Below are 26,054 nucleotides of genomic sequence, written 5' to 3'. Positions count from 1 at the left end.
CGACGGTTGCCCGTGCGGGCCCGCGCCGCCGCACGGCGCGGGCCCGACACGTCACCGACCCAGGTGGGTGCGCCAGCTGGCCGGCTCGGGCACCAGCGTGACCGTCGGGAACAGTGCCCTGGTGCCGCCGGTGGGCAGCAGGGCACTGTCGTCGATCGTCACGTTCGCCCCGTTCACGTCGTAGACGGTCAGCGACTCGTTGCCGTTCTGTCCGCCGAACCGTGCCGGGTGTCCGGCGACCGTGGTGTTCGGTTCGACGTACCTGTTGTCGGTGGGATCGGTGATGTTGCGGTAGCGGGAGACGCTCACCGTCATCGTGCGAGCCCGCTGCTGGCCAGGATCGCCGGTGCTCGACCGCGGTGCCCAGGTGGTCGACGCGTACCAGTCGTTCGGCTCGTCCAGCGACTCCTGCACGTCGACCGTGATCACCTGTAGCGATGCCGGTACACCCGCCACCGAGGCCGGCATCGGGGTCGGCTCGTCGCCGAACCGCAGCGCCCTGGCCACCTGGGCCGCGGTGCTCTGGACGTCGGCTCCCACGCCCACCACCTTGAGCTGTGCCCAGCCGTCCGGGGCGTACCGCCAGCGCAGGATCGCCTCCGGCTGCTCGGCCCCGCTGTAGGAGGCGAAGGTGCTGGTGCCACCGTTCAGTTCCGGGCCGGGCGTGGTCTTACCGGGCTGTGCCGGTTCGCCGCTGTCCCGCTGTGGGGCCGGGGGTTGCACCCCCTTCGGATAGAGAGTGACAGCGACGCCCTTCCACTGGCCACTGCCGGGGGCGTTGGACGCGCTGAGGTACACGCCCGGACCGGAGAGCAGCAGTCCGGCCTGGTACTGGAGATTCCGCAGCCCGTCCGGCAGCCAGCCGAACCGGACGTACGCCCGCTGGGGGTCGACCGTGGTGAGCGCGGCCGGTAGCCCGGTCCGACCCTTGCCGGCCGCGGTGCCCACCGGTGCGGGGGCCGGCGACCGGTCCGGGGTCAGCAGGTCGGGGACGGTGAGCCCGCCGACGGTCAGCGCCACCGCCAGCAGCGCGGCGCCGGCTCCGTGGGCGAGGCGGCGTTGCCGCCGTGCGGTGCGCATCGCCCGCCGCACGTCCAGCACCTCCGAGGGCCGCTCGGCCGATTCGATCTCGGTCAGCATCAGGTCGCCAATGTGGCGTTCGTCGAGCATCGTCGCTCCTCTCAGTTGCCGGTCAGGGTGGGGGTGAGCAGAGTGCGCAGGGTGGCCAGGCCCTTGGCGGTCTGGCTCTTCACCGTCCCCGTCGAGCAGCCCATGGCTTGGGCGGTCTCCTCGACGCTGAGGTCCTGGAAGTACCGCAGCACCAGCACCGCGCGTTGCCGTGGCGGTACCTGGCGCAGCGCGCCCACCACCGTGATCCGGTCGCTCGGGTCGGGAAAAGCGGTGGACGCGTCGGGCAGCGCGCCGCCGAGGCGGACCCGCGCCCACCGCAACCGCCGTTCGTCGATCAGCCGCCGCAGCAGCATGGTGCGCACCAACGCGTCCAGGTGGTCGGCCTGGCGGGCCTTGGGCCAGTTTCGGTACAGCTCGGTGAGCACCCGTTGCAGGATGTCGTCGCCCCGGTCCCAGTCCCCGCACATCAGGTAGGCGGTGCGTCGCCACTGCGCCATCCGGGACCGGACGTACTCGGTGTATTCGTCGTCGGCCTCGGTTCGCCGTCCGCCGCTCGTCGTCACGAGGGTCGCGCCCCCTCCGTCTGCCGGCCTGCACCGGGTCGTCGTTGTCGTCCGGTAGTCGGGTGCGGGCGGGCCGCAGGTTGTCCGCTGCGACCCCGACGTGCGGTCGCCGGTGTACCCGCTATGTTGTGGGCGTGCAGGCGACGGCGGGGGAGCAGGTTCGACGGTGATCCATTTTCCCGCGCAGCGTCGGGGCCCGCTGAGCGCGCTGAGCCTCCGGCTCGCCGCCGCCCTGGGCCTGGTCTTCGCCGTGGTCGCCGCGGTCTACCTCGGCCGGGACGGCTACCGCGATGTCAATGAGGACGGCCTCACCCTCCTGGACTGCTTCTACTACGCGGTGGTGTCGCTCTCGACCACCGGCTACGGGGACATCACCCCGGCTGCGCCGTCGGCCCGGCTGGTCAACGTCCTCTTCATCACCCCGGCCCGAGTGATCTTCCTTATCATCCTGGTCGGTACCACCCTGGAAGTTCTGACCGAGCAGTACCGGACCGGCCGTCGCCTGTCGCGGTGGAGGAGAGCCGTGAAGGACCACGTCATCATCTGCGGCTACGGCACCAAGGGGCGCAGCGCGGTCTCCGCGCTGATGGAGAACGGTCTGGACCGCTCGCGGATCGTGGTGGTGGAGCGCAGCGCCGCCGCCCTGCGGCAGGCCACCTCCGCCGGGCTGGTGGCGATCGAGGGCTCGGCGACCCGGTCGTCGGTGCTGAACGAGGCACATGTCAAGAGCGCCAAGGCCGTGATCATCGCGACCGACAGCGACGACGCGTCGGTGCTGGTCGCGCTGACGGTACGGCAGCTCACCGCCGGGCAGGTCCGGATCATCGCGGCGGCCCGGGAGGCGGAGAACGCCCCGCTGCTCAAGCAGAGCGGTGCGCACCACGTGATCGTCTCCTCGGCCACGGCGGGCCGGCTGCTCGGCCTGTCCACCTCGGCGCCGCCGCTGATCGACGTGGTGGAGGACCTGCTCACCCCCGGCCAGGGCATGGCGCTGGCGATGCGTTCCGCCGAGCGGGACGAGGTGGGCCGTTCACCGCGTGAGCTGGAATCGCTGGTGATCGCCCTGGTGCGGCGGGGCAAGGTGGTCACCCTGGCCGACCGGGCCGGAGCGGTGATCGAGACCGGCGACATGCTGGTGCACGTACGCGACGACCGCCCGCAGTCGGCCACTACCGCCTGATCCTGGCACCGCTGTTGGCCGGTGTGACCGCCCCGCCGTCGGCGTGACCGCTGCTGGACAGCCGCGCCGCTGAGGTGCGGCACCGTCAGCAGGGGCGCAGCGTCAGCGGGGGTCGTCGGTGCCGCAGATCACCTCGGCGCAGTTGACCGTGCCGGTGGCGGCCCGGTTGAGCAACTCGTAGAGCGTCTCCCGCTCGACGGGATTCAGCGCGCCCAGCACCTCGTCCTCGGCGCCGGCCAGGGCGCATTCGGCCTCGCTGAGGCGTTTTGCCCCATCTTCGGTGAGTTCGACGACGTGTCGGCGGCGGTCCTCGGGGGAGCGTCGGCGCTCGATCAGCTGCTTCGCTTCGAGGTCGTTGAGCAGCCCGACGATGTTGGTGCTGTCCATCTCGAGGGTGGCGGCGAGCGCCTGTTGACCGGTGCCGCCGCCGGCCCGCAGCACGGTGAGCGCGACCAGGTGCCGGGGGCGTAGCCCCAGCGGCGCCAGCACCGACTCCGACCGCAGTCGTATCCGCCGGGCCAGGTGGTCCAGGAGGGCGCCCGAGCGGTGCTCCGAGGAGTCGAGCGGCTGGGCGGACATGTGACCCAGTCTACCGAGCTGACGGAACATCGGCTTGCTATAAATAGTTGGTGCTTCGCAGACGATTCCTGGAGGAGGAATAATGCACCTGCTGCATATTGATTCGAGCATCCGAGGTGACTGGTCCGTCAGTCGGCGGCTCACCGCCCGCGCGGTCGACGCATGGCGTGCGGCCCACCCGGGCGGCACCGTGGCCTACCGGGATCTGGGCGCCGACCCGCTCCCGCACCTGGACGCGGCCGGCGGGCTGGCCCGGATGACGCCGCCGGATCAGCACACGCCGGCCCAGCGCGAGTCCTGGGAGCTCAGCGAGCGGTTGGTCGACGAGGTGAAGCAGGCCGACGTGGTGCTGCTCGGGCTGCCGCTCTACAACTACGGCGCGCCCAGCAGCGTCAAGTCCTGGGTCGACCACCTGATCGTTCCTGGGCTGGCGTACGACCCGACGACACAGGAGGGTCTGCTCGGTGACCGCGAGTTCGTGGTGCTCGCCAGCCGAGGTGGCGGATACGGCGAGGGAGCCCCGCGCAACGGCTGGGACCACGCGGAGCCGTGGCTCCCGCACGGCCTGTCGCTGACCGGCCTGCGGCCGCGCTTCATCAGTGCCGAGCTGACCCTGGCGCCGTCGGTGCCGGCGATGGCCGAGCTGATCCCGCTGCACGAGGCGAGCCTCGCGCAGGCCGAGAAGGAGATCGACAATCTCTGGCCACCGGCCGGTGCCGCCCGCTGACTGTCGGTTGCCTCGTCGCAGCGGAGGGTGGCGGTCCACACCGGACGGCCACCCTCCGGCCCGGGACATCCAGTTCTGTGCACCGGGTGGCTGAGGGCCGCAACCCGTCCGGATGAGTCGTGGCTGCCCTGACCCCATCGGTTTCGTCGCGGTCCGGTTTCGGATCATGGAGAAAACCCCTTACCGGGCAGCTTCCTGACCGAACCCTTGCTACGGTGTCCCGGCTTAGAGCTGTCAATGGGTGTCGCTGCCGGGACGTGTCGGCGCAGCGTCGTTGGCGCAGGCACGACGGGGAAAATCTTCAGTTCGGGCGGATTCGCCCATGTGTGTTTCGTCGTTCACCCGTCGCGTCCCCCGCAGGTCATCCCGGGCAGCTCCGAGTGCCTCGTTAATCGAACGACGGGAAGCAATCAGTGGCTGAAGTGGCAACATCCGCAGGAGCCCGACGGCGGTGGTACGCCGGTGTCGTGGCGGGCCTCGCCCTCACGGGCGTGGCGGCCGTGGCACCCACGACCAGTGCTCAGGCCGCCCCCACCGGCGGCGGCGTCTACGACGCGGCGAGCAGCTCGCGACCGGACCGGTTGAGCAAGCTGCCGAACCTGCACAAGGGGAAGCTCACGCTTCCCAAGCCGGGCGCCCAGGGCCGGGCCTTCCAGTCCGGCACGGGTGCCTCTCCCAAGGTCTTCCAGGGGACCCTGGCCAGTGCCTCCGAGTTTCCGTACATCGTGGGTATCGTCACCACCCTCCAGGACGGCCCGGACTTCTACTGGTACTGGTGCACCGGCACGATCATCGCCCGTAACAAGGTGCTGACCGCCGCGCACTGCACCGCCGACGGTCCCGGCACCACTCGGGTCATCGCCGGCAACGACCGGCTGGTCGACAGCAATGGCCAGATCGTCGGTGGCAGCGGGTACGTCGCCGAGGTCAGTTCAACCTGGACCCACCCGGGCTGGAACATCGCCCAGCAGTACAACGACCCCAACGCGCCGATCGTCGACGACGTCTCGGTCCTCACGCTGAAGCAGAACCTGCCCAGCGCGTATACCGCGGTGTCGCTGAGCGCCCAGGGCGACCAGAAGCCGTACGCGGCCGGCACCTCGGCCCAGATCGCGGGCTACGGCATCACCACGTCGGGTGAGCAGCAGCCGGACAGTCGGCTGCGCAAGGCGACCGTTGCGATGCGGTCCGATGCGGACTGCAACGCCGACGGGCTCTACTTTGCCAACCGGATGATCTGCGCCGGCTCGGGCACCAAGGCCGCCCCCAGCAGCGACACCTGCGCTGGCGACTCGGGCGGTCCGCTGCTCGTCAACGGGGTCCAGGTCGGCATCACCGACTGGGGCTTCGAGCCGTGTGGTTCCTCGCCCGGCTACTACGAGCGGTTGAGCTACTACAACAACTCGATCAAGGCGGACCTGACCCGTCCGGCGCTGGTCAACGCGGACTGGTCCGGCGACGGTCACACCGACCTGCTCGCCCGCGACTCCGCCGGCAACCTGGGGTTGTACTACGGCAGTGGCTTCTCCAACAACGGGTACGGCGGCTTCTACATGGCTCGCCAGATCGGCACGGGCTGGAACATCTACAGCCGCGTCTTCCGGGTCTACAACTGGAACGGCGACAAGAAGCCCTCCATCATGGCGATGAAGCCCAACGGTGAGCTGTTCCTCTACAACACCGATGGCAAGGGCAACTTCGTCGGAGGCGCCAAGAAGGTCGGCACCGGTTGGCAGGGCTTCACCGCGCTCATGGTGACGAACAACTGGCTGGGCAACAACCGGCCGAGCCTGCTGGTGCGCAAGTCCAACGGTGACCTGATCCGCTACACCAGCAATGGTGCGGGCGGTTGGGAGAACCCGCTCGGCACCAAGATCGGCAACGGTTGGAACGGCTTCAACCTGTTCCTCACCCCCGGGGCCTGGAAGGGCGACGGGCGTGAGGTGCTGATCGGTCGCACCTCGACCGGTGACCTGAAGATGTACCAGTCCGACAGCAAGGGCGGCTGGACCAACCCGCTCGGCACCAAGATCGGCAGCGGTTGGCAGGGCTTCAAGAACATCATGGTTCCGGGCGACTGGAGCGGCGACAACATGATGGACATGCTGGGCGTCAACAGCAAGGGCGACATGCGGCTCTACACGACCAACGGCTACGGCCAGTGGATCGACTCGAGCGGCAAGGTCGTCGGCACCGGCTGGGGCGCCTTCAACCTGGTCTTCTGATCCGGTTGTTCCAGCGGTAACGAAACGGAAGGGCCCGCAACCAACCGGTTGCGGGCCCTTCCCGTTGTCGCACGATCAGACGATCGTCCAGGTGTCACCGCTGCCCAGCAGACCGGCGAGCTGCTGCTCGGGGGTCTCGGTGACAGTCGCCTTGGCGGCCGCCAGCTGACCCTGCACCACGCTGTCGTAGGACGGCCGGTCCACCGAGCGGAACACCCCGATCGGGGTGTTGCGCAGGTCCAGGCCGGGCAGCCGGGACAGCGCGAAGGCGTACGCCGGGTCGGTCACCGTCGCGTCGTGCACGACGATCTCCTCCGGGCGCACCGAGCTGGTGTCCCGAACCTCGAGGCCGAAACCGCCCGGCGGGTGCACCACGCAGAACCGCCCGTCGGCACCGAAGGTGATCGGCTGCCCGTGCTCCAGGCGGATCAGGTAGTCGTCCCGGGTGGACGGGTCCTTCAGCTGGTCGAACGCCCCATCGTTGAAGATGTTGCAGTTCTGGTAGATCTCCACGAAGGCCGAGCCCTCGTGTTCCGCGGCGGCCCGCAGCACCGACTGCAGGTGCTTGCGGTCGGAGTCGATGGTCCGGCCGACGAAGCTGGCCTCCGCGCCGAGGGCGAGCGAGAGCGGGTTGAACGGGGCGTCCGCCGAGCCGGCCGGCGTGGACTTGGTGATCTTGCCGACCTCGGACGTCGGAGAATACTGACCCTTGGTCAGACCGTAGATCCGGTTGTTGAACAGCAGGATCTTGAGGTTGACGTTGCGCCGTAGCGCGTGGATCAGGTGGTTGCCGCCGATGGAGAGCGCGTCGCCGTCGCCGGTGACCACCCAGACCGACAGGTCCGGCCGGGACACCGACAGGCCGGTCGCGATCGCCGGGGCCCGACCGTGGATCGAGTGCATCCCGTACGTGTTCATGTAGTACGGGAAGCGCGACGAGCAGCCGATCCCGGAGACGAAGACGGTGCGTTCCCGGGGGATGTTCAGCTCCGGCATGAACTGCTGGATGGCCGCCAGGATCGCGTAGTCACCGCAGCCGGGGCACCAGCGCACCTCCTGGTCGGACTTGAAGTCCTTCGCGGTGAGCTTGACGGCGACGGGCTCAGACATTCTTCAGCACCTCTTCCAGCGTCGTCTCCAGCTCGGCGGCCGTGAACGGAAGGCCGCGGACCTGGTTGTAGCTGATCGCGTCGACCAGGTAGCGGGCCCGGATGACGTGGGCGAGCTGGCCCAGGTTCATCTCCGGGATGACCACCTTGTCGTACGAGCGCAGCACCTCGCCGAGGTTGGCCGGCATCGGTGCCAGGTGCCGCAGGTGCGCCTGGGCGATGGAGAGACCGCGCTGGCGCACGCCGCGGCACGCCGCGCCGATCGGCCCGTACGTCGAGCCCCAGCCGAGGACCAGCACCCGGGCGTCGCCGTCCGGGTCCTCCACCTCGATGTCCGGCACCGGGATCGTCTCGATCCGGGCGGCCCGGGTGCGCACCATGAAGTCGTGGTTGGCCGGGTCGTAGGAGATGTCCCCGGTCTTGTCGGCCTTCTCCAGACCGCCGATCCGGTGCTCCAGGCCCGCCGTGCCGGGGATCGCCCACGGCCGGGCCAGGGTCTCCGGGTCACGCAGGTAGGGCAGGAAGGTGGTGCCGTCCTCGCCGTTGGGCTTGGTGGCGAACTCGACCCGCAGGTCGGGCAGCGACTCCACGTCGGGCAGCAGCCAGGGCTCGGAGCCGTTGGCGACGTAGTTGTCGGACAGCAGGATCACCGGGGTGCGGTAGGTGAGCGCGATCCGGGCCGCTTCCAGCGCCGCGAAGAAGCAGTCCGACGGTGAGCGGGGCGCGATCACCGCGATCGGCGCCTCACCGTGCCGACCGTAGAGCGCCATGTTGAGGTCGGCCTGCTCGGTCTTGGTCGGCATGCCTGTCGACGGGCCGGCGCGCTGCACGTCGACGATCACCAGCGGCAGCTCCAGCGCCACCGCGAGCGAGATCGTCTCGCTCTTGAGCGCCACACCGGGGCCGCTGGTGGTGGTCACGCCGAGCGACCCGCCGTAGGAGGCGCCCAGTGCGGCGCCGACCGCGGCGATCTCGTCCTCGGCCTGCATGGTGAGGACACCGAAGCGCTTGTGCTTGCTCAGCTCGTGCAGGATGTCCGACGCGGGCGTGATCGGGTACGCGCCCAGGAAGACCGGCAGCCCGGAGCGGACCCCGGCGGCGACCAGCCCCAGCGAGAGTGCCGCGTTGCCGGTGATGTTGCGGTACGTGCCCGGCTGCATCTTCGCCGGCTTGACCTCGTAGCGGACCGCGAAGTCCTCGGTGGTCTCGCCGAAGTTCCAGCCGGCCTTGAAGGCGGCGACGTTCGCGGCGACCAGCTCCGGACGGGCCGCGAACTTGCGCTCCAGGAAGCGCAGGGTCGACTCGAAGGGCCGGGAGTACATCCACGAGAGCAGGCCGAGCGCGAACATGTTCTTCGACCGCTCGGCGTCCTTCTTGGACACCTGGTGGGCGGCGAGCGCGCCGACAGTCATCGAGGTCAGCGCCACCGGGTGCACGACGTAGCCGGCCAGCGAGTCGTCGTCCAGCGGGCTGGTCTGGTAGCCGACCTTGGCGAGGTTGCGCTTGGTGAACTCGTCGGTGTTGACGATGATGTCCGCGCCGCGCGGCAGGTCGGCCAGGTTGGCCTTGAGCGCCGCCGGGTTCATCGCCACCAGCACGTTGGGCGCGTCACCCGGCGTGAGGATGTCGTAGTCGGCGAAGTGCACCTGGAAGCTCGACACACCCGGCAGGGTCCCGGCGGGAGCCCGGATCTCGGCGGGGAAGTTTGGCAGCGTGGAGATGTCGTTGCCGAGCTGCGCCGTCTCCGAGGTGAACCGGTCGCCGGTCAGCTGCATGCCGTCGCCGGAGTCGCCGGCGAACCGGATGACGACCCGGTCGAGTTGACGGATCTGCTTGGTCACTGTGCCACCTTCGTTCGCGACTGCGGGGCTTGCCCGGCCACGGAACCTCCTTGACGCAACGCTTCACCGCACCGCCCCAGGCTGGTCCGGCCGCTGTCGTTCCTCACCTGAGAGCCTACGTCTAAGGGAGCCCTAACTATCGCCGGAGGTCCGCCGACTGGGACCAGACGGTGGTGAAAAATGCCCGCCTTTGCGGTATTACGTCCCGCCCGCCGTAATTCAGATCACCCCCGGACGCGTCGATGACCCCGGCCGGGCGGGGCCGGGGTCGTCCGTCGATCAGTCGGCGGGGTTGGTGGCGGGCTCGGGCGGCGGGCCGCCGAACCGGCGGCGCAGCGAGGTCATGGCCAGCGTGAGGGCCAGCACCACCAACAGCGTGGAGACCACGATCAGGATGACAGCGGTGCGCTGCACCGAGGTCAACCCGCCGTCTCCGCTCGCGGCGCCGGCCGGCAGGACGCCCTGCGAGCCGGTCGGTGCGGGAGGGGAGACCACCGGCGTGGCCAGGGCGGCCGCCGCGGTGATCCGGAAGCTCATCTGCACCCGACGGGTCGGGCCGCTGCGAGGATCGAGTTGACCGATCACGGCACCGGACAGCGGAGCCTCCCGCTGGGCCTGCGGTGTCGCCTCCACCGGCAGCCGCACCTCGGCGGTCGTGCCGGCCAGCACCATCCCGGCGTCACAGCGGGTACGCGACGGGTCGACCGCCACACAACCGGACGGCGGGGTCGGCACCGTCACCCCGGCCGGCAGGACGACCTCGACCCGTCCGGCGGCGTCCACCGTGCCGGTGTTGCCCAGCCGGAGCGTGAGGGTGCCGGGGCTGCCGCTGATGTCGAAGGCCACCTCGTCGGCGGCGAGCGCGATCCCGGGCACCGGCGGACCGGGTGGGAAGAGCACCGCGAAGCCCTGGTCGTCGGTCGCCTCGCCGGCGACTCCCGGTGCGTCCGCGATGACCCGGACGGAGCCGCTGAGCGGCATCTGCTTCCACGCCGTGCCGGCGACCCGCAGGCGCAGCACCGTGCTGAACCGGACGCCCGCCTCCGCCGTCCAGGCCCCGCAGCGGTACGCGCCACCACCGGCGGCGACGCAGCCCTTGGTGCCGGCGTCGCTCAGCCCGACGGGCAGCGTGTACGAGAGCCGGATCCGTTGCGTGGTGGTACCCGTGTTCCGCACGGTGACCTGCAGGGTGGCCGCCGTGCGCGCCGCGTTCCAGTACGCCTCGCCGAGGGTGACGTCACCGGTGGTGACCTGCACGCCCAGCGGGCTCCGCGGTGGTGCCGCCGAACCCGGCGCGGACGGGTGGACCGGCGGAGCCGGGGGTGTCGCGGGAGCCGGCGGCGTTGGCGGGGCCACAGGTGTCGGCGGCACCGGGGGAGCCGGGCTGGGCGGTCGGGTGGTGCCGCCCGGCGCGGGCGCGACGGTGGTCGGCACCGGCGGGACCTCCGGTGCGGTGGTCACCGGTGCTGGTGGCGTCGTCTCCGGTGGTGGCGCGGTGGTCTCCGGGGCCGGCTCGGTCGGCCCCGGTTCACCGCCCGGATCCTCGGTCGGGGTGGGCTCCTGCGCCGGCGTGGTCGGGGGCCCGTCTCCCGGCTCGTTGACCGGGCCGGCCGAGCTGAGGACCGGTTCCGTATCCGGTGTGGCCGCACTGGCGCCGGCAGGTCCCAGGGCGAGCGCCGCGAACAGGCCGAGCGCGAGCGCCAGCACTGGCGTGCGGCGCCGCCCCTCCGCCCGGTTGCCGGGCGGTGCCTTCACGCGGGCCATCTGTCCTCCGGTGCCGTGGGTGGGGTGTCCAATATTCGGTAACAGTTGCCACAGTGCACTAGTCCCATCCGGAAACAAATCCGTAACGTGTTGGGGACAGCGCGTCCGGGGCGGGCGGTAGGCTGCCGACTGTGACCGGATACCTGGGCTCGTACGCGACGCTCGGGCTGCTGTTGCTCGCCAGCGTCCTCTTCTTCGTTACGGCGTTCTCCGCCAACCGGGTGTTACGCCCGACGCGTCCGGCCGACCCGCCGGGCAAGCGGGCCAGCTACGAGTGCGGGCTCGATCCGGTCGGCGCCGACTGGGCGCAGATGCAGATCCGCTACTACGTGTACGCCTACCTGTACGTGCTGTTCGCGGTCGAGGCGGTGTTCCTCTTCCCCTGGGCGGTGGTCTTCGACCGGCCGGGCTTCGGCCTGGTGACGGTGGTCGAGATGGCGGTGTTCGTGGCGGTGCTCGCGCTGGGCATCCTCTACGCCTGGCGTAGGAACATCCTCCGCTGGACCTGAGCGCACCGGCCTCCGGCGATCGTGTCGGCCCGTCCGCCCGAACGAGGTCGGTTACGGCGACAACCGGTCAGGCGAGCCCTCGGCGGGTCGCGGTGGGCGGGCGGTCGCCCCGGATCGAGGCCACCATGTCCAGCACCCGGCGGGTCGGGCCGACCTGGTGGGCCCGGAAGACCCGGGCGCCCAGCCAGGCCGAGACCGCCGTCGCGGCGAGCGTCCCCTCCAGCCGTTCGGCCACCGGCAGACCCAACGTCTCGCCGATGAAGTCCTTGTTGGAGAGCGCCACCAGCACCGGCCAGTCGGTCCCGGTCAGCTCGTCCAGCCGACGGGTGATCTCCAACGAGTGCCGGGTGTTCTTGCCGAAGTCGTGCGCCGGGTCGATGAGAATGCCGTCGGGGCGTACCCCTGCCGCCACCGCGCGCTCGGCGAGCCCGGTCACCGTCGCGACCACGTCGGCGACCACGTCGGTGAAGGCGGCCCGGTGCGGCCTGGTCCGCGGCGTCAGGCCGCCGGCGTGCGAACAGACCAGGCCGGCGCCGGTCCGCGCGGCCACCCGCACCAGGGCCGGGTCGGCGCCCGACCAGGTGTCGTTGAGCAGGTCGGCGCCGGCCGCCACGGCCTCCGTCGCCACCTCGGCACGCCAGGTGTCGATGGAGATGACCACCTGCGGAAACGCGGCCCGGACGGCGGCGATGGTGTCCACCGTGCGCCGGATCTCCTCGGCGACGCCCACCTCCGCGCCGGGGCCGGCCTTGACCCCGCCGATGTCGATGATGGCCGCGCCCTCGTCCACCGCCCGCTCCACGGCGCGGAGCGCGCTGTCGGCGGCGTAGGTGGCCCCTCGATCGAAGAACGAGTCCGGCGTGCGGTTGATGATCGCCATCACCACCAGCTCGCCGGGGGCGAACGTGTGCCCACCGAGCCGAAGCGCCCCGGCCATGTCCGCCTCCTGGAAGTTCGCGCCGTCGCCGCCGCGTCGGCCGGTCCCGACGCTAGTCGGTCGCCCGTGCGCGATTCCGGGCGGGCGGCGGCGTCGATCGTGATCGAGGCGGGTGGCGGGGTCGCTCCGGGCCGGCTGCCATGCCACGATCAGTACATGGGTCAGCTTCTGCTCCTCCTGGTCGTGGCGTTGACCGTCGCGGCGGTGATTTTCGGCGTGACGGTGCTGGTCAGCGGCCGTGATCCCGGCCTGGTGCCGGCCGAGCCGGATTCGCAGGCCGTGGCGCTGCCCGGCACTCGCCCGTTACGCGAATCCGACGTGGGGGCGGTCCGTTTCGACACCGGGCTGCGCGGGTACCGGATGGACCAGGTCGATCAGGCGATGCGCCGTGCCGCCTACGACATCGGTTACAAGTCCGAGCTGATCGGCGTACTGGAGTCGGAGGTCATCGCGTTGCGTGAGGGACGCACCGACGACGCGGACGCGCTGCGCCAGGCCCGCGAACAGTCCACCAGCAAGGTGGCGACCGCCGACGCGGCAGAGCCGACCGAGGCTGCCGAGCCCGGTGAGACCGCCGAGCCGGGTAAGGACGCGCCGCTGACCGCCGAGGCCGGCTCGGCCCCGGTCGGCTCGACGGCCCCCGGTCCGGTGCCCGCCGCCACCTCGTCCGCGGCGGACTCCGACGGGGTGGCGCCCGCCGTCGACGAGTCGGCCGATCGTGGGCAGACCGCCGCCGCGTCCGCCGACGGCACCGAGCAGCGCGACGCGGTGGTTCGGTCGGAGTCGGCGTGACCGACCCGGCGGGCGCTGACGATCTTCGGGAGGCGGCCCAGCCGGGTGCCGGCGAGGTGACCGCCACGGTGATCGTGGACGCCCCGGCGGAGCGGGTCTTCGCCGCGTTGCTCGCCTGGGAACGGCAGTCGGACTGGATCCCGTTCACCCGGGTCCGGGTGGTCGAGGGCGACGGGCGTGAGGGCAGCCGGATCGAGGCGGTGACCGCGCTCGGCCGGGCGACGTTGCGCGACGAGATGCGGGTGGTCCGGGTCGACGAGCCGTACGAGATCGGCGTGGTGCACCACGGCCAGCTGCTGCGTGGCCCGGGGGTGCTGCGCTGCACCCAGCTGGGCCGGGACCGCACCCAGGTCGTCTGGCACGAGTGGTTCCACCTGCCGGGCGGGCGGGCCGGTCGACTGGCCTGGCCGGTGCTCTGGCCCGGCTCCAAGCTCGGCCTCACCCAGGCACTGAAGAGGTTTGCCCGTCTGGTCGAGCAGGGCCGGCTGCCCTGACTGTGCGGCCCGGTGCCGGTTGCCAGCCCGGTGCCCGGAAGAGATACCCGGCGCGCTGCCGCCAGCTCGCCGCGGCGCGCAGGTCGCGGGCGATCGAGGCGTACTCGTGGAAGGCCACCCGGACCGGGTTGTAGCTGCCGACGTTCTTGGTCAGGCCGTACACGCAGCGCTCCCGTTCCGGGGCGAACGACCCGAAGAGCCGGTCCCAGACGATGAGGATGCCGCCGAAGTTGCGGTCCAGGTAGCTGCCCTGTGACGCGTGGTGCACCCGGTGGTGCGACGGGGTGTTGAACACCGCCTCGTACCAGCGCGGCATCTTGTCGATCCGTTCGGTGTGGATCCAGAACTGGTAGAGCAGGTTGACCGAGCCGCAGAACGCGACAACGGCCGGGTGGACGCCGACCACGATCAGCGGCAGGTAGAACACCCAGCTGGTGAGGCCGGTCCACGGCTGGCGCAGTGCGGTGGAGAGGTTGAACCGCTGCGACGAGTGGTGCACCACGTGGGAGGCCCAGAGGATGCGGATCACGTGGTGGCTGCGGTGCGACCAGTAGTAGCAGAAGTCCTGCGCGAGCAGAACCAGCGGCCAGGTCCACCAGAGTTCGGCGACCCGCAGCGGGGTGAGGGCGTAGAGCAGCGCGTACGCGGCGGCGATCGGCACCTTCCAGAGCAGGTCGGCGACGAGGCTGCCCAGCCCCATGGTCAGGCTGGTGGCGGTGTCGGCGCCGCCGTAGCCGACCTCGTCGTCGTCGCGGTGCAGCAGGTAGGAGACCCGTTCCAGCACGATGAGCAGCACGAAGGCCGGGATCGACCAGGCGATGATGTCCGGGAATTCCTTCACCGTGGCCTCCGCTCGCCGTCACCGGTCGGGGGCGCACCGTCGGGTGACCTCGACCTACCGGTCGGTAACAAGCACGATAGGCAGCCGGACGGCCGGTGGCAATGGGGTGTCGGACCGATGCCCTAGCGTGTACGAGGTGACTGACCTGGTGATCGGCGCTGATGGGCTGGCCCGCTGCGCCTGGGGGTCGAGCACCCCCGACTACGCCGTCTACCACGACACCGAGTGGGGGCGACCGCTGCACGGCGACGACGCGCTCTACGAGCGGATGACGCTGGAGGCGTTCCAGTCCGGGTTGTCCTGGCTGACCATCCTGCGCAAGCGTCCGGCGTTCCGGCTGGCCTTCGACGAGTTCCACCTCCCGAGCGTCGCCGGCTACGGCGACGCCGACGTGACCCGGCTGCTCGCCGACGCCGGCATCGTCCGCAACCGAGCCAAGATCGAGGCGGCGATCGCCAACGCCCGCGCCGCCCTGGAGCTGCCCGAGGGCTTGTCCGCGCTGCTCTGGTCCTTCGCGCCGGAGCCCCGCCCGGCCCGCCCGGCCTCGTTCGCCGAGCTCGCACCGATCACCCCGGAGTCGACGGCGATGGCCAAGGCGCTCAAGAAGCGCGGCTTCCGGTTCGTCGGCCCCACCACCGCGTACGCACTGATGCAGGCCACCGGAATGGTCGACGATCACATCGTCGGCTGTCACGTCACCGTCGCACCGACGGCGTGATGAGATGGCAGACATGACGACCGAGACCGCGTACCGGGCCGGTGCGGCCGGCAACGCCGACGGGGTGGGCACCTGGGCCGTGCTGCTGCCCGCCGAGCGGTACGACGCCGAGCGGCTCGTGCACCACGACACGCTGGAGTTGACCGGGCTGACCGACGCCGTCCGGCCGGGGCCGGGAGACCAGGTGGCGGTGCTTGTCGACGCGCCGCCCCGGCTGGTGGCCCTCGGTCGGGTCACCGCGCCGGGTCAACGCCACCGCGAGGACCCGGACGACCCGCAGTCGCCGAGCGAGCCGGGGACGCTCGTCGTCGCGTACACCCGACGGGCCTTCGACGAGCCGGTGCCGGCCGACCTGCTGACCCTCGACGGGCCGGTCACCGCACTGGAGCCGGCGGCCTTCCGGGCGCTGACCGACCAGCTCGGCCCGCCCCCGGCGCGGCGCACCTGGCTGGTCAGCCTCGACCTGCCGATCGAGGCCGACACGCCCGCCGAGGCGGTCCGACTGTTCTGGTCCTACGTGCAGGAGCTGGGGCCGCGTGAGCTGCCCGCCTTCGTCTCGCCGGCCGGTGACGAGCTGGCCATGCAGGCGTTCGTGCTGGGCGAGCAGGCCAACCAGGACCCGGAGGAGGACGACTAGCGGGGCGGGTCAGCGTCCCTCGAAGACCGGGTTCTGCTTGGCGACGAACGCGAGCGTGGCCGCTCGGTGGTCGGCCGTGGCACCGCAGATCGACTGGGCCTGCGCCTCGGCGGCGAGGGCGTCGGCGAGAGTGCCGGCATCGGCGATGGAGAGTTGCCGCTTGATCGCCCCGTACGCGACGGTCGGGCCGGCGGCGAGGCGGGCGGCGAGTTCCTGGGCGACGGGCAGCACCTGCTCGTCGTCGTCGGTCAACCGGTTGAGCAGACCCAACCGGCAGGCCTCCTCGGCGCGGACCGGTTCGGCCAGCATCAGCAGCTCCACCGCCTTGGCGTGCCCGACCAGCCGGGGCAACGTCCAGGACGCGCCGGTGTCGGCGGCCAGACCGACCTTGGCGAAGGCCATCAGGAAACTGGTGGTCGGACCACCGATGCGGATGTCGGCCAGGAACGCCAGCGACGCGCCCGCTCCGGCGGCCATCCCACGGACCGCGGCGATCACCGGCTTGGGCAGGTTGGCGAGCCGGGCGGCGATCGGGTTGTAGTGCGCCCGAACGGTGCCCAGCGGGTCGGCGGAGCTGTTCTCCAGCGTCGACACGTGCTCGCGCAGGTCCTGGCCGGCGCTGAACGACCCGCCCGCCCCGGCCAGGACGACCGCCCGGCAGGACCTGTCGGTCTCCAACTGCGCCAGCGTGTCCCGCAGCGCCTCCTTGAGCGCCACGTCGAGCGCGTTCATCGCGTTCGGCCGGTTCAGCGTGAGGGTGACGACGGAGTCGGTCCGGTCGACCAGCAGCGGCTCGGTCACGTGTCTAACGACCCTTCTGTCGGACGATGCGGTTGCCGGCGTCGAGGCACTGCTCGACGTACCGGTCGGCGGCCGGCCGCAGGCGGGCCGCGTGCCGGTCGAAGAAACTGGCCGCGGCGGTGCCAGGCCACCGCTCGGGCAGCAGCGCCGGGGGCAGCTGCGGATCCTGGAAGAGGAACGTACGCCACGCGTGCACGAGGCGGAACCGCGCCGCGTACGCCTCCTCGTCGGTGCTGCGCACGGTGATCTGGGCGAGCAGCGGGCGCTGGTCCGCGACGAACCGTTCGTACGCGTGGCCGATCTCGGTCAGGTTCCACGCTCGTCGGACCACGCCCATCGCGCCGGGGGTGCCGGAGAAGTGCGAGGCGGTGAACCGCTCGAACCGGATGCCCGTCTCGGCGAGGAGCAGGTCGACATCCTCGCCGGGGCGGGTGGCGACCCAGGTCTGCTCGTCGAGCGTCCCGTAGCCGAGGAAGCTCAGGTTGGCGGCGAGCCGCTGGCGGTCACGTCGGGAGCCCGGGGCCTCCAACACCAGCAGATCGAACCGGCCGTCCCAGGTGACCCGGCCGGTCCGGTAGATCCGGGCGGCTGCCTCGTCGAGTCGCCGGGCGGCTTTCGGTGTGATCGAATATCCCGGACCGGAGACCAACCGGAGTGGCTCGAGCCAACCCTGGCGCACCATCCGGGACACGGCGGTGCGAACTGCCGGCGGCGCGATTCCCAGCGGCGCCAGCAGCTTGACCAGGGCAGCAACCGGTGCCCGGCCACCCCTGGGACGGAGGTGGTCGCCGTACAGGTCGAAGAGTGCCGACCGTGCCTGCATGACCGCACATTGTGACAGGCCTTCTCAAGATAAGCTAGATGCTGTTACATCAATGCTGCTCCGGTTTGGGTCCGGCGGTGTTCATCAGGGAAAATCGTTTGTCGACACCCCCGTGACCGTTGCGGGTGGTCGTGACGAAGTGGCTGTGGGGCAACCCACCGACCCTGGTGTAGGTCTGAGGGGAGACAACATGGCGGCGATGAAGCCGCGGACGGGCGACGGTCCGCTGGAAGTCACCAAGGAGGGGCGGGGCATCGTCATGCGGGTCCCGCTGGAGGGCGGTGGCCGGCTCGTCGTCGAGATGACTCCCGACGAGGCCAACGCGCTCGGTGACGCACTGAAGGCAGCGGCCGGCTGAGTAAGGAGTGCTCCGGGCGGCGTGAGCCGCCCGGACCGTTCTTCGGACCCTGAGCCACCGGAATCGCCGGTGGCTCAGGGTCTTCAACGCTGCGGGCAGGTGGGTTCGCTTCCGGTCCGCGACATTTTCCTGGAGGTTCGGTTCCGCGTGCTCGCCATCCGTCTGATCGCCGAGCCGGACCGGCTCGACGCTCTCGTCCTGCCTGTCCGGCCCGCCGACTCGACGGCGGGCGGTGACACCTCGGCCGCGCCTCTGTCGACCGCCGTGGCACCCCCGGACGGCACTGCCGAGGAGGCCGCCGCGCTGGCGCCAGCGGCCCGACTGACGGGCCGAGCCGGCGAGATTCACACCCAGCTGCGCCCCGGGCGTACCCCCGGCCGGCTGGTGCTGCTCGGCATCGGTGGCGGGGACGAGGCGGCCTGGCGGACGGCCGGCGCGACAGTGGCCCGCGCTGCCTCGGCTGAGACGCATCTCACCATCGCGCTGCCGGCCGAGGTGACCCAGGCCGCCGTGCGCGGACTGGCCGAGGGTCTGCTGCTCGCCGCGTACCGGTTCCGGCTCACCGAGGCCGGCGACCGACCGGCGCTCACCGGCGTCGACCTGCTGCTCAGCGATCCGACCCGGTACGAGGACAGCGTCGCCACGGCCCGGACCACCGCCGCGATGACCCATCTCGCCCGGGACCTGACCAACACCCCCTCCTCGGTGAAGACCCCGCAGTGGTTCGCCGACCAGGTGGCCTCCGCCGCGGCCGATCTTCCGGATCTGCGGTTGCGGGTCCGTGGCCCGGCCGAGCTGACCACCGAGGGCTTCGGCGGGATCCTCGCCGTCGGCGGTGGCTCCGCCAGCGGACCCCGGCTCGTCGAACTGGACTGGCACCCCGCCAACGCGCGTACGCACGTGGTGCTGATCGGCAAGGGCATCACCTTCGACACCGGCGGCATCTCGATCAAGCCGGTCGCGTCGATGAAGCTGATGCGCAAGGACATGGCCGGCGCGGCCGCTGTCGTCGCCGCTACCCTGGGTGCCGCCGCGCTGCGACTGCCGGTTCGGGTCACCACGTTGGCCCCGCTCGCCGAGAACATGGTCAGCGGCTCGGCGTTCCGCCCGGGGGACGTCATCCGGCACTACGGCGGCACGACCAGCGAGACGACCAACTCCGACGCCGAGGGTCGACTGGTCCTCGCCGACGCGCTGGCGTACGCGGTGCAGCAGCTCAAACCGGACCTGCTGCTCGACCTGGCCACGCTCACCGGCGCTAACTCGGTGGCGCTGGGCAAACGCACCGCCGCCCTGTACAGCGAGAACGACGAGCTGGCTGCCGGCGTGCTGGCGGCGGCCGAGGCGGCCGGCGAATCGGCGTGGCGGATGCCGCTGCACACCGACTACGTCGAGTACCTCGGCAGCGAGATCGCCGACCTGTACAGCGCACCGGCACAGGGTGCCGGCTCGGTGCTGGCCGCGCTCTACCTGCGCGAGTTCACCGGCGAGCTCCGCGACCGCTGGCTGCACCTGGACATGTCGGCCCCGTCCTGGGCCGACGGGGACCAGGCCGAGGTCAGCCGCGGCGCCACCGGCTGGGGCGTCCGGTCGCTGCTGCGCTGGCTCGCCGACGTCAACTAGGGCGTGAGGTCGGAGACCCGGCTCGATCCGGCACGGGCCTGGGTCAGCACTTCACCGCGGCGAGCAGCCCGTGCCCGACCGGAAGCAACGCGGGGATCCAGTGCTCCGACTCCCGGACCGCCTTGATCGTCTCGCGAACCGTCACCGTCTCCGCGTCCCGGGCGGCCGGGTCGCCGATCCGGTCGCTCGCCAGCACGCCGTTGAGCGCCAGCACGCCCCCCGGCCGCAACAGCCGCAGCGCCGCCTCCACGCAGGCGTGGAAGCCGGTCGCCTCCGCGTCCACGAAGACCAGGTCGTACGCGCCGTCGGCGAGTCGGGGCAGCACGTCCAGCGCGCGACCGGTGATGATCCGCGTACGCCCGGCCGCGAAGCCCGCCTCGGCGAAGATGCGCCGGGCGATCCGCTGGTGCTCCACCTCGACGTCGATCGTGGTGAGCACGCCGTCGGCACGCATGCCGCGTAGCAACCAGACGCCGCTCACCCCGGTACCGGTGCCGATCTCCACCACCGCACGGGCATTGCCGGCGGCAGCCAGCAGCCGCAACGCCGCTCCCGCGCCGGGGGTGACCGCGTCGAGGCCCACTTCCCGGGCCAGGCTGCGGGCGGTACGCAGGACGAGATCCTCGGTGACGTACGACTCCGCGAACTGCTGAGCGTGCGTCGTCGAACTGCCGGAACCGGCGACCGTGGCGATGGGGCACCTCCGGGGGCGGTGCGTGGTGCGGGGGCGGGTTGGCACTGTGAGCGTAGAGGCGACCGTCGTGGGGCGCAGCCGCGCCTCCGCCGGAAGCGATCACCGGGGCAACCGCTGACTGCACCGCGCCCATTCGTGCAATCCTGGAGGCGGTATCCCGTCAGCCGCGACCAGACCGGCCCGTGGCCGGGCGACGCGGCGCGGGATCCGGGGACGGACTGGGAGGCACCGACGTGACCGACGGCTGGGACTGGCGCCGGGGCGGTGAGACTCCGGATCCGGCGCGACCGCCCGGGGCAGGAGCCCCGCCGGTGGGGCCGACCATGCCGGGGGCTGACCGCGCGCCCCTCGCCTCGCCCGGAGGTGGGCCGGCACCGGGCTGGCCGGGGGCTCCCGTGGGGCCGGCACCGGGCTGGCCGGCGGCTCCCGTGGGGCCGGCACCGGGCTGGTCACCCGCTCCCGTGGGGCCGGCGTCCTCGGCTGGACCGGCTGCGGGTTGGCCGGCGTCTTCTGCGGTGCCGGCGGCCTCGGTCGGACCGGCACCGGGCTGGCCGGCACCGGCTGCGGGCGGGCCCAACCCGGCCGACGCGTCGCCCTGGTGGTCCGACGCCCTCGCCGACCCGTGGCGCGACCCGGCGGCACCGACAGCTGTGGTGGTGCCCGGAATGGTCGCCCCCGGCACCGAGCCCGAGCCGGTCACCGACCCCGATGCGCCGGGCCGGCCGACGGTGCGCCAGCTGCTGCTCATTCCCGTGATCACCGCGCTCCTGGCCGGCACCCTCGGCGGTGCGCTGGGCTACGCGTTCGCGGTGCGCGGCGGCGCCGGTGCCGCGGTTCTCGGTGCTGCGCCCGCCGAGGCGCCGGCACTGGCGCAGCGCAAACCGGAGTCGCTGGCCGGGGTCGCCGAACGGGTCCTGCCCAGCGTCGTGACCGTACGGGTGAGCAGCCTCGGCGGGACCAGTGAGGGCTCCGGATTCATCGCCACCGCCGACGGCCATGTGATCACGAACGACCACGTGGTGGCCGGCGGCACCGGCAAGGCCTCGGTGGTCTTCAACGACGGCAGCACCGCGCCGGCGACCATCGTGGGGCAGGACGCGGAGTCGGACATCGCCGTGATCAAGGTGAGTCGTCCCGGGTTGCGGCCCGTCGAGTTCGGCGACTCCGACGCGCTGGCGGTCGGCGACCCCGTGCTCGCCATCGGTTCGCCGTTGTCGCTGGCCAACACGGTGACCGCCGGCATCGTGAGCGCCCTGGACCGGACGATGCAGGCCGGCGAGCCGGGCGGGCCGGTGCGTTACTACGCCGCCATCCAGACCGACGCCGCCGTCAACCACGGCAACTCGGGCGGCCCACTCGTCGACGGCGCGGGCCGAGTGGTCGGGGTGAACTCCACCATCAAGTCGCTCGTCGCCGAGGGGCAGGAGGCGGGCAACATCGGGCTCGCCTTCGCCATCCCGATCAACCAGGCCAAGCGGGTGACCCAGGACATCATCGGCACCGGCAAGGCCCGCCGTACGGTGATCGGCGCCCGGGCGGACGGCCCGACCGGGGTCGTCGGGGGTGGCCTGCGGCTGGCCGAGGTGGAGCCGTCCGGGCCAGCGGACGGTGCCGGCTTGAAGGTCGGCGACGTGATCCTCAAGATCAACGGACGGCCGATGACCGAGCCGACGGACCTGACCGCGTTGGTCCGCAAGTACGCGCCGGGATCGGTCGTGACGGTCGAGTATCGGCGGGGCTCCGCCCGGCAGAACACCTCGGTAACTCTCGCCGCGGATGCGAAGTGAACAGCGGTGTACCCCTTGCCCGAAAGCCGTCTGGCGTGCGTAGTCTTGCTGCTGACGCCGTGAGGAGGCCCGCGGGATGCTCGACAACCTGAACTGGTGGGAGATCGGTGCGCTGCTGCTCCTGGCGCTGTTGATCTTCGGCGACCGGCTCCCCGCCGTGATCACCGACGGCCTGCGGTTGGTGCGCAACCTGCGCAACATGGCCCGCAACGCCACCGGCGACCTGAGCCGTGAGCTGGGCACCGACATCCAGCTGGAAGACCTGCACCCGAAGGCGTTCATCCGCAAGCACCTCCTCAGCGAGGAGGACGAGGCGGCCATCCGCAAGCCGCTGCAGGGCGTTTACGACAACCTGCGCGCGGACGTCAGCGGCGTACACGACGACCTGAAGGACGTGGCCAACGCCGCCGACCTGCGGTCCGACGGGGCCCGCTCCGGCACGGCCACCAGCAGCCCCTCCGCGCCGGCCCCCCGCGTCAGCTACGACGACGCCACCTGACCGGCTGGTACCCGCGCTGCCAGGGCTCGGCCGGCTGATGTCCGCCCGGGCCGGACAGCTGCTCTGATCAACTCGGTTTTCCGGAAGTCGGCCCGTCAACCGGCGCCGGATACCGCGACTTCCGGAAACCCGAGTCGATCATGCCCGCCCCCGGCCCGCCGGCCGCCCGCCGCCGGCTGCCCCGCTGGCCATGTCCGTGGAGACGGCTCAGCCCGCCGGCCAACAGCGGCCGACGGGCTGGCGGTGGTCGTTGTTGGTCAGCGACCGGCGGGCTTGAGGCCGAGGGGCTTGCCGAGCAGCGACTCGCGGCGCACGGCGAGCCGGTCGGCGATCGCGCCGAGTGCCTGCGCGGCCGGGGACTCCGGCTCGGCCAGCACGACCGGGTTGCCGGCGTCGCCGGCCTCGCGGACCCGGGTGTCCAGCGGAATCTGACCGAGCAGCGGCACCTGCGCGCCGATGGTCCGGCTCAGCGACTCGGACACCGCCGCACCACCGCCGGCGCCGAAGATCTCCATCCGGGAACCGTCCGGCAGCTCCAGCCAGGACATGTTCTCGATGACGCCGACCACCCGCTGGTGGGTCTGCAGGGCGATCGCCCCGGCTCGTTCCGCCACCTCGGCGGCGGCGGTCTGCGGGGTGGTGACGATCAGGATCTCCGAGTTGGGCAGCAGCTGGGCCAACGAGATGGCCACGTCACCGGTGCCCGGCGGCAGGTCGAGCAGGAGCACGTCCAGGTCGCCCCAGTAGACGTCGGCCAGGAACTGCTGCAGCGCCCGGTGCAGCATCGGGCCGCGCCACACGACGGCGGCGTTGCCGGAGGTGAACATGCCGATGGAGATGACCTTCACGCCGTGCGACTGCGGCGGCATGATCATGTCTTCGACCCGGGTGGGTCGGCCGTCCGCACCGAGCATCCGGGGCACCGAGTGGCCGTAGATGTCCGCGTCGACCACCCCGACGGAGAGCCCCCGGGCGGCGAGCGCCGCCGCCAGGTTGACAGTCACGCTGGACTTGCCGACGCCACCCTTGCCGCTGGCCACCGCGTACACGCGGGTGCGCGAGCCGGGCTGGGCGAACGGGATGACGGGCTCCTCGGTGGCGCCGCCGCCACGCAGCTGCGACTGCAACGACTGCCGCTGCTCCGGGGTCATCACACCGAAGTCGATCTCCACGCCGGTGACGCCGGGCACCGCGGCGACGGCGGCGGTGATGTCGGTCCGCAGCTTGTCCTTCAGCGGGCAGCCGGCGACGGTGAGCAGCAGTTCGACGCGTACGACACCGCTGGCGCCGATCGTGGCGGAGCGGACCATGCCCAGCTCGGTGATGGGCCGGCGGATCTCCGGGTCGTTGACGGTGGCCAGGGCGGCCTGGATCGCGTCCTCGACGGTGCTCACGGGTGCTGACATGCCCGCAATGCTACGTCGAGGGGCATCCGTTGCCGCCGCTGCCCGGGGCGGTGTGAGCCAATCGATGACCCGTTGGTCAACCCTCCGACCGGCGCGGGGCGGTGCCGTCCGGCCGGGCGTCCCGGGTGAGGTCGCCGTCCAGGTCGTCGCGGGGTTCGTCCAGGCCGACACCGTCGTTCGGGCGGTGCGCACGCCGCTCCTGCCGGTTGTCCTTCTCCTGTTGGCGGCGCTCCAGTCGCTGCCGGCGTTGGCCCATCTCGTCCAGCTCCTCGGCCAGCCGGGCCAGCTCGGAGCGGAGGAAGTCGCGGGTGGCGACCTCACCCAGGGCGATCCGCAGGGCCGCGATCTCCCGGGCCAGGTACTCGGTGTCCGCCTTCTGCGCGGTGGCCCGCCGCCGGTCCTCCTCCAGGGCCACCCGGTCCCGGTCGGCCTGCCGGTTCTGGGCCAGCAGGATCAGCGGGGCCGCGTAACTGGCCTGCAACGACAGCACCAGGGTCAGGAAGGTGAAGGTGTACGGGTCGAAGCGCAGGTCCGCCGGGGCGAGGGTGTTCCAGACGAACCAGATCGTGATCACCACGGTCATCACGACGATGAAGTTCGCCGTGCCCATGCCCCGGGCGATGCCCTCGGACCACCGGCCGAACGCCTCCGCGTCGAACCGGGGCAGCTTGACACCCCGGGGCTCGCGTGGCTGGTCGAGACGCTCCGTCCGCCGCTGGTCAGCCATCCGTGCCGTCCAGCGCGGTGTCGGTGCTGCCCGAGGCGGTCAGCGCGTCACGGTCTCGCCAGTCGCGGGGTAGCGAGTGGTCCAGCACGTCGTCGACAGTCACGGCGCCGACCAGCCGGTTGTTGCGGTCGATCACCGGCATGGCGACCAGGTCGTAGGTGGCCATCCGACGGGTGATCTCCGGCAGCGGGGTGGTGGGACGAAGTGGGTCGATGTCGTTGACCACCACCTTGCCCAGCAGGTCGGCCGGCGGTTCGCGCAGCAGCGCCTGGAAGTGCACCATGCCCAGGTAGCGGCCGGTCGGGGTGTTCTGCGGCGCCCGGGTCACGAAGACCTGCGCGGCGACGGCGGGGGAGAGCTGGGGCTCCCGGATCCGGGCCAGTGCCTCGGCGACGGTGGCGTCCGGCGGCAGGATGACCGGCTCCGAGGTCATCACACTGCCCGCCGTGCCGGGGGTGTACTTCAGCAGCTGACGTACCGGGTCGGCCTCGTCCGGCTCCATCAGGTCCAGCAGCACGTCCTGCTCGGGTGGGGGCAGTTCGTTGAGCAGGTCCGCGGCGTCGTCCGGGTCCATCTCCTCCAGGACGTCGGCGGCCCGCTCCCGGTCGAGGGCGGCGAGGATCTCCACCTGGTCGTGTTCGGGCAGTTCGCTGAGCACGTCGGCCAGTCGCTCGTCGTTCAACGCGGCCGCGACCTCGTTGCGCCGCGCGTCGGGCAGGTCCTGCAACGCGTTGGCCAGGTCGGCGGGGCGCATGTCCTCCAGTACGGCGAGCAGGTTCGCCGTACCCCGGTTGTCGGCGATGCCGCTGAGCCCGCGCACCCGGTCCCACTCGACCTGGTGCAGGTGGCCGCGGCGGCTGAGCCGCCCGGTCTGCTCGCGGACGGCGACGCGGGTCAGTGACCATTCGCCACCCCTGGTGCACTCCATGGCGACGTCCACGACCGCGCCCGGCTGGCCGCCCGGGTCCAGTTGCACCCGCCGGTCGAGCAGTTCCTGGAGCACCAGCAGCTCGTTCGGTCGCTTCTCGAACCGGCGCAGGTTGAGGGTGCCGGAGCCGAGCACGACGGCGTCCGCGTCGATGGAGGTGATCCGGTTGATGGACAGGAAGATCCGACGACGCATCGGCATCTCGGCGACCAGCCCCACCACCTCCGGGGGACGCTTGGTCGCCCGGAGCCGTGCCACGGCGTCACGGACCCGTCCCACCTGGTCACCGTTCGGGTCGAAGACGGCGACTCCGGCGAGACGGGCGATGTAGACCCGGGTCGGCGTGCTCACGCGCACCAGC

General features: G+C 71.6%; 26 protein-coding genes. 12 read left to right on the top strand and 14 right to left on the bottom strand.

Annotated features, from left to right (window positions below; genetic code table 11):
• Nucleotides 1-51: 51 nt before the first annotated feature.
• Together IF22_RS0105890 and IF22_RS0105885 are read right to left on the bottom strand one after the other, a co-directional pair.
• Nucleotides 52-1,170, bottom strand: a complete 1,119-nt coding sequence (locus IF22_RS0105890) for a hypothetical protein (protein WP_030329273.1) — start codon at nt 1,168-1,170, stop codon at nt 52-54.
• An 11-nt stretch (nt 1,171-1,181) separates the two neighbouring features.
• Nucleotides 1,182-1,694, bottom strand: coding sequence for a SigE family RNA polymerase sigma factor (locus IF22_RS0105885; protein ID WP_030329271.1), 513 nt, complete (start codon nt 1,692-1,694; stop codon nt 1,182-1,184).
• A gap of 166 nt (nt 1,695-1,860) precedes the next feature.
• On the opposite strand from IF22_RS0105885, the gene IF22_RS0105880 reads away from it, so the two are divergent.
• Nucleotides 1,861-2,874 carry a potassium channel family protein gene (locus IF22_RS0105880; protein ID WP_030329269.1) on the top strand — a complete coding sequence of 338 codons (1,014 nt, stop codon included), beginning with the start codon at nt 1,861-1,863 and terminating at the stop codon, nt 2,872-2,874.
• Nucleotides 2,875-2,976: 102 nt separating this feature from the next.
• Here IF22_RS0105880 and IF22_RS0105875 read toward each other — a convergent pair whose 3' ends face one another.
• Nucleotides 2,977-3,453: a MarR family winged helix-turn-helix transcriptional regulator gene (locus IF22_RS0105875; protein ID WP_156057341.1), complete on the bottom strand. Its 477-nt coding sequence runs from the start codon at nt 3,451-3,453 to the stop codon at nt 2,977-2,979.
• An 82-nt stretch (nt 3,454-3,535) separates the two neighbouring features.
• Here IF22_RS0105875 and IF22_RS0105870 point away from each other — a divergent pair, with 82 nt between their 5' ends.
• Both IF22_RS0105870 and IF22_RS0105865 read left to right on the top strand, forming a co-directional pair.
• Nucleotides 3,536-4,180 carry an FMN-dependent NADH-azoreductase gene (locus IF22_RS0105870; protein WP_245233536.1) on the top strand — a complete coding sequence of 215 codons (645 nt, stop codon included), beginning with the start codon at nt 3,536-3,538 and terminating at the stop codon, nt 4,178-4,180.
• A 467-nt stretch (nt 4,181-4,647) separates the two neighbouring features.
• Nucleotides 4,648-6,405 carry a trypsin-like serine protease gene (locus tag IF22_RS0105865; RefSeq protein WP_051708199.1) on the top strand — a complete coding sequence of 586 codons (1,758 nt, stop codon included), beginning with the start codon at nt 4,648-4,650 and terminating at the stop codon, nt 6,403-6,405.
• A gap of 75 nt (nt 6,406-6,480) precedes the next feature.
• On the opposite strand, the gene IF22_RS0105860 is transcribed toward IF22_RS0105865, so the two are convergent.
• The 3 genes from IF22_RS0105860 to IF22_RS0105850 form a co-directional block, all read right to left on the bottom strand.
• Nucleotides 6,481-7,515: a 2-oxoacid:ferredoxin oxidoreductase subunit beta gene (locus tag IF22_RS0105860; protein ID WP_030329260.1), complete on the bottom strand. Its 1,035-nt coding sequence runs from the start codon at nt 7,513-7,515 to the stop codon at nt 6,481-6,483.
• Nucleotides 7,508-9,355 carry a 2-oxoacid:acceptor oxidoreductase subunit alpha gene (locus IF22_RS0105855; protein ID WP_030329258.1) on the bottom strand — a complete coding sequence of 616 codons (1,848 nt, stop codon included), beginning with the start codon at nt 9,353-9,355 and terminating at the stop codon, nt 7,508-7,510. The genes IF22_RS0105860 and IF22_RS0105855 overlap by 8 nt, the downstream gene beginning before the upstream one ends.
• A 279-nt stretch (nt 9,356-9,634) precedes the next feature.
• Nucleotides 9,635-11,119 (bottom strand): hypothetical protein, encoded by a 1,485-nt coding sequence (locus tag IF22_RS0105850; RefSeq protein WP_030329257.1) that lies wholly within the window; start codon nt 11,117-11,119, stop codon nt 9,635-9,637.
• 131 nt (nt 11,120-11,250) lie between these two features.
• Here IF22_RS0105850 and ndhC point away from each other — a divergent pair, with 131 nt between their 5' ends.
• A complete protein-coding gene (gene ndhC / locus IF22_RS0105845; protein WP_030329256.1) occupies nt 11,251-11,628 on the top strand; it encodes an NADH-quinone oxidoreductase subunit A in 378 nt (125 codons plus the stop codon).
• A 67-nt stretch (nt 11,629-11,695) separates the two neighbouring features.
• Here ndhC and folP read toward each other — a convergent pair whose 3' ends face one another.
• Nucleotides 11,696-12,565: a dihydropteroate synthase gene (gene folP, locus IF22_RS0105840; RefSeq protein WP_030329255.1), complete on the bottom strand. Its 870-nt coding sequence runs from the start codon at nt 12,563-12,565 to the stop codon at nt 11,696-11,698.
• A gap of 156 nt (nt 12,566-12,721) precedes the next feature.
• On the opposite strand from folP, the gene IF22_RS0105835 reads away from it, so the two are divergent.
• Both IF22_RS0105835 and IF22_RS0105830 read left to right on the top strand, forming a co-directional pair.
• Nucleotides 12,722-13,357: a DivIVA domain-containing protein gene (locus IF22_RS0105835; RefSeq protein ID WP_030329254.1), complete on the top strand. Its 636-nt coding sequence runs from the start codon at nt 12,722-12,724 to the stop codon at nt 13,355-13,357.
• On the top strand, nt 13,354-13,851 hold the full coding sequence (locus IF22_RS0105830) for an SRPBCC family protein (protein ID WP_030329252.1): 498 nt from the start codon (nt 13,354-13,356) through the stop codon (nt 13,849-13,851). Before IF22_RS0105835 ends, IF22_RS0105830 begins: the two co-directional genes overlap by 4 nt.
• Here IF22_RS0105830 and IF22_RS0105825 read toward each other — a convergent pair.
• The gene (locus IF22_RS0105825; protein WP_036410865.1) at nt 13,796-14,692 is read right to left on the bottom strand and encodes a sterol desaturase family protein; all 897 of its coding nucleotides are present in this window, start codon (nt 14,690-14,692) and stop codon (nt 13,796-13,798) included. The genes IF22_RS0105830 and IF22_RS0105825 overlap by 56 nt on opposite strands.
• A gap of 136 nt (nt 14,693-14,828) precedes the next feature.
• Between IF22_RS0105825 and IF22_RS0105820 the strand changes: the two genes are divergently transcribed.
• Both IF22_RS0105820 and IF22_RS0105815 read left to right on the top strand, forming a co-directional pair.
• The gene (locus IF22_RS0105820; RefSeq protein ID WP_030329248.1) at nt 14,829-15,410 is read left to right on the top strand and encodes a DNA-3-methyladenine glycosylase I; all 582 of its coding nucleotides are present in this window, start codon (nt 14,829-14,831) and stop codon (nt 15,408-15,410) included.
• 13 nt (nt 15,411-15,423) lie between these two features.
• Nucleotides 15,424-16,047 (top strand): hypothetical protein, encoded by a 624-nt coding sequence (locus IF22_RS0105815; protein ID WP_030329246.1) that lies wholly within the window; start codon nt 15,424-15,426, stop codon nt 16,045-16,047.
• A 9-nt stretch (nt 16,048-16,056) separates the two neighbouring features.
• Here IF22_RS0105815 and IF22_RS0105810 read toward each other — a convergent pair whose 3' ends face one another.
• Nucleotides 16,057-16,848, bottom strand: a complete 792-nt coding sequence (locus IF22_RS0105810) for an enoyl-CoA hydratase-related protein (RefSeq protein ID WP_030329244.1) — start codon at nt 16,846-16,848, stop codon at nt 16,057-16,059.
• Nucleotides 16,849-16,852: 4 nt separating this feature from the next.
• Nucleotides 16,853-17,671, bottom strand: coding sequence for a PaaX family transcriptional regulator (locus IF22_RS0105805; RefSeq protein WP_030329243.1), 819 nt, complete (start codon nt 17,669-17,671; stop codon nt 16,853-16,855).
• Nucleotides 17,672-17,861: 190 nt separating this feature from the next.
• Between IF22_RS0105805 and IF22_RS34215 the strand changes: the two genes are divergently transcribed.
• Both IF22_RS34215 and IF22_RS0105795 read left to right on the top strand, forming a co-directional pair.
• Nucleotides 17,862-18,029 (top strand): DUF3117 domain-containing protein, encoded by a 168-nt coding sequence (locus tag IF22_RS34215; protein ID WP_007455245.1) that lies wholly within the window; start codon nt 17,862-17,864, stop codon nt 18,027-18,029.
• A gap of 147 nt (nt 18,030-18,176) precedes the next feature.
• Nucleotides 18,177-19,652 carry a leucyl aminopeptidase family protein gene (locus IF22_RS0105795; protein ID WP_030329241.1) on the top strand — a complete coding sequence of 492 codons (1,476 nt, stop codon included), beginning with the start codon at nt 18,177-18,179 and terminating at the stop codon, nt 19,650-19,652.
• A gap of 43 nt (nt 19,653-19,695) precedes the next feature.
• Here IF22_RS0105795 and IF22_RS0105790 read toward each other — a convergent pair whose 3' ends face one another.
• Nucleotides 19,696-20,265 (bottom strand): O-methyltransferase, encoded by a 570-nt coding sequence (locus IF22_RS0105790; protein ID WP_030329239.1) that lies wholly within the window; start codon nt 20,263-20,265, stop codon nt 19,696-19,698.
• A 596-nt stretch (nt 20,266-20,861) separates the two neighbouring features.
• Between IF22_RS0105790 and IF22_RS0105785 the strand changes: the two genes are divergently transcribed.
• Both IF22_RS0105785 and IF22_RS0105780 read left to right on the top strand, forming a co-directional pair.
• The gene (locus IF22_RS0105785) at nt 20,862-22,133 is read left to right on the top strand and encodes a S1C family serine protease (RefSeq protein WP_051708198.1); all 1,272 of its coding nucleotides are present in this window, start codon (nt 20,862-20,864) and stop codon (nt 22,131-22,133) included.
• A 76-nt stretch (nt 22,134-22,209) separates the two neighbouring features.
• A complete protein-coding gene (locus IF22_RS0105780; protein WP_030329235.1) occupies nt 22,210-22,632 on the top strand; it encodes a twin-arginine translocase TatA/TatE family subunit in 423 nt (140 codons plus the stop codon).
• A 257-nt stretch (nt 22,633-22,889) separates the two neighbouring features.
• Here the strand turns inward: IF22_RS0105780 and IF22_RS0105775 are convergent, their stop codons facing one another.
• The 3 genes from IF22_RS0105775 to IF22_RS0105765 form a co-directional block, all read right to left on the bottom strand.
• Nucleotides 22,890-24,038, bottom strand: coding sequence for an Mrp/NBP35 family ATP-binding protein (locus IF22_RS0105775; RefSeq protein WP_030329233.1), 1,149 nt, complete (start codon nt 24,036-24,038; stop codon nt 22,890-22,892).
• Between the two features lie 76 nt (nt 24,039-24,114).
• A complete protein-coding gene (locus tag IF22_RS0105770) occupies nt 24,115-24,765 on the bottom strand; it encodes a DUF1003 domain-containing protein (protein ID WP_030329231.1) in 651 nt (216 codons plus the stop codon).
• The gene (locus tag IF22_RS0105765; protein ID WP_030329229.1) at nt 24,758-26,044 is read right to left on the bottom strand and encodes a magnesium transporter MgtE N-terminal domain-containing protein; all 1,287 of its coding nucleotides are present in this window, start codon (nt 26,042-26,044) and stop codon (nt 24,758-24,760) included. The genes IF22_RS0105770 and IF22_RS0105765 overlap by 8 nt, the downstream gene beginning before the upstream one ends.
• Nucleotides 26,045-26,054 lie beyond the last annotated feature (10 nt).

It is taken from the genome of Micromonospora parva (assembly GCF_000718515.1).
Taxonomy (GTDB): Bacteria; Actinomycetota; Actinomycetes; order Mycobacteriales; family Micromonosporaceae; genus Micromonospora; species Micromonospora parva.
The sequence above is the reverse complement of the archived record's forward strand: the minus strand, read 5'-3'. Positions and strand labels throughout refer to the sequence as shown.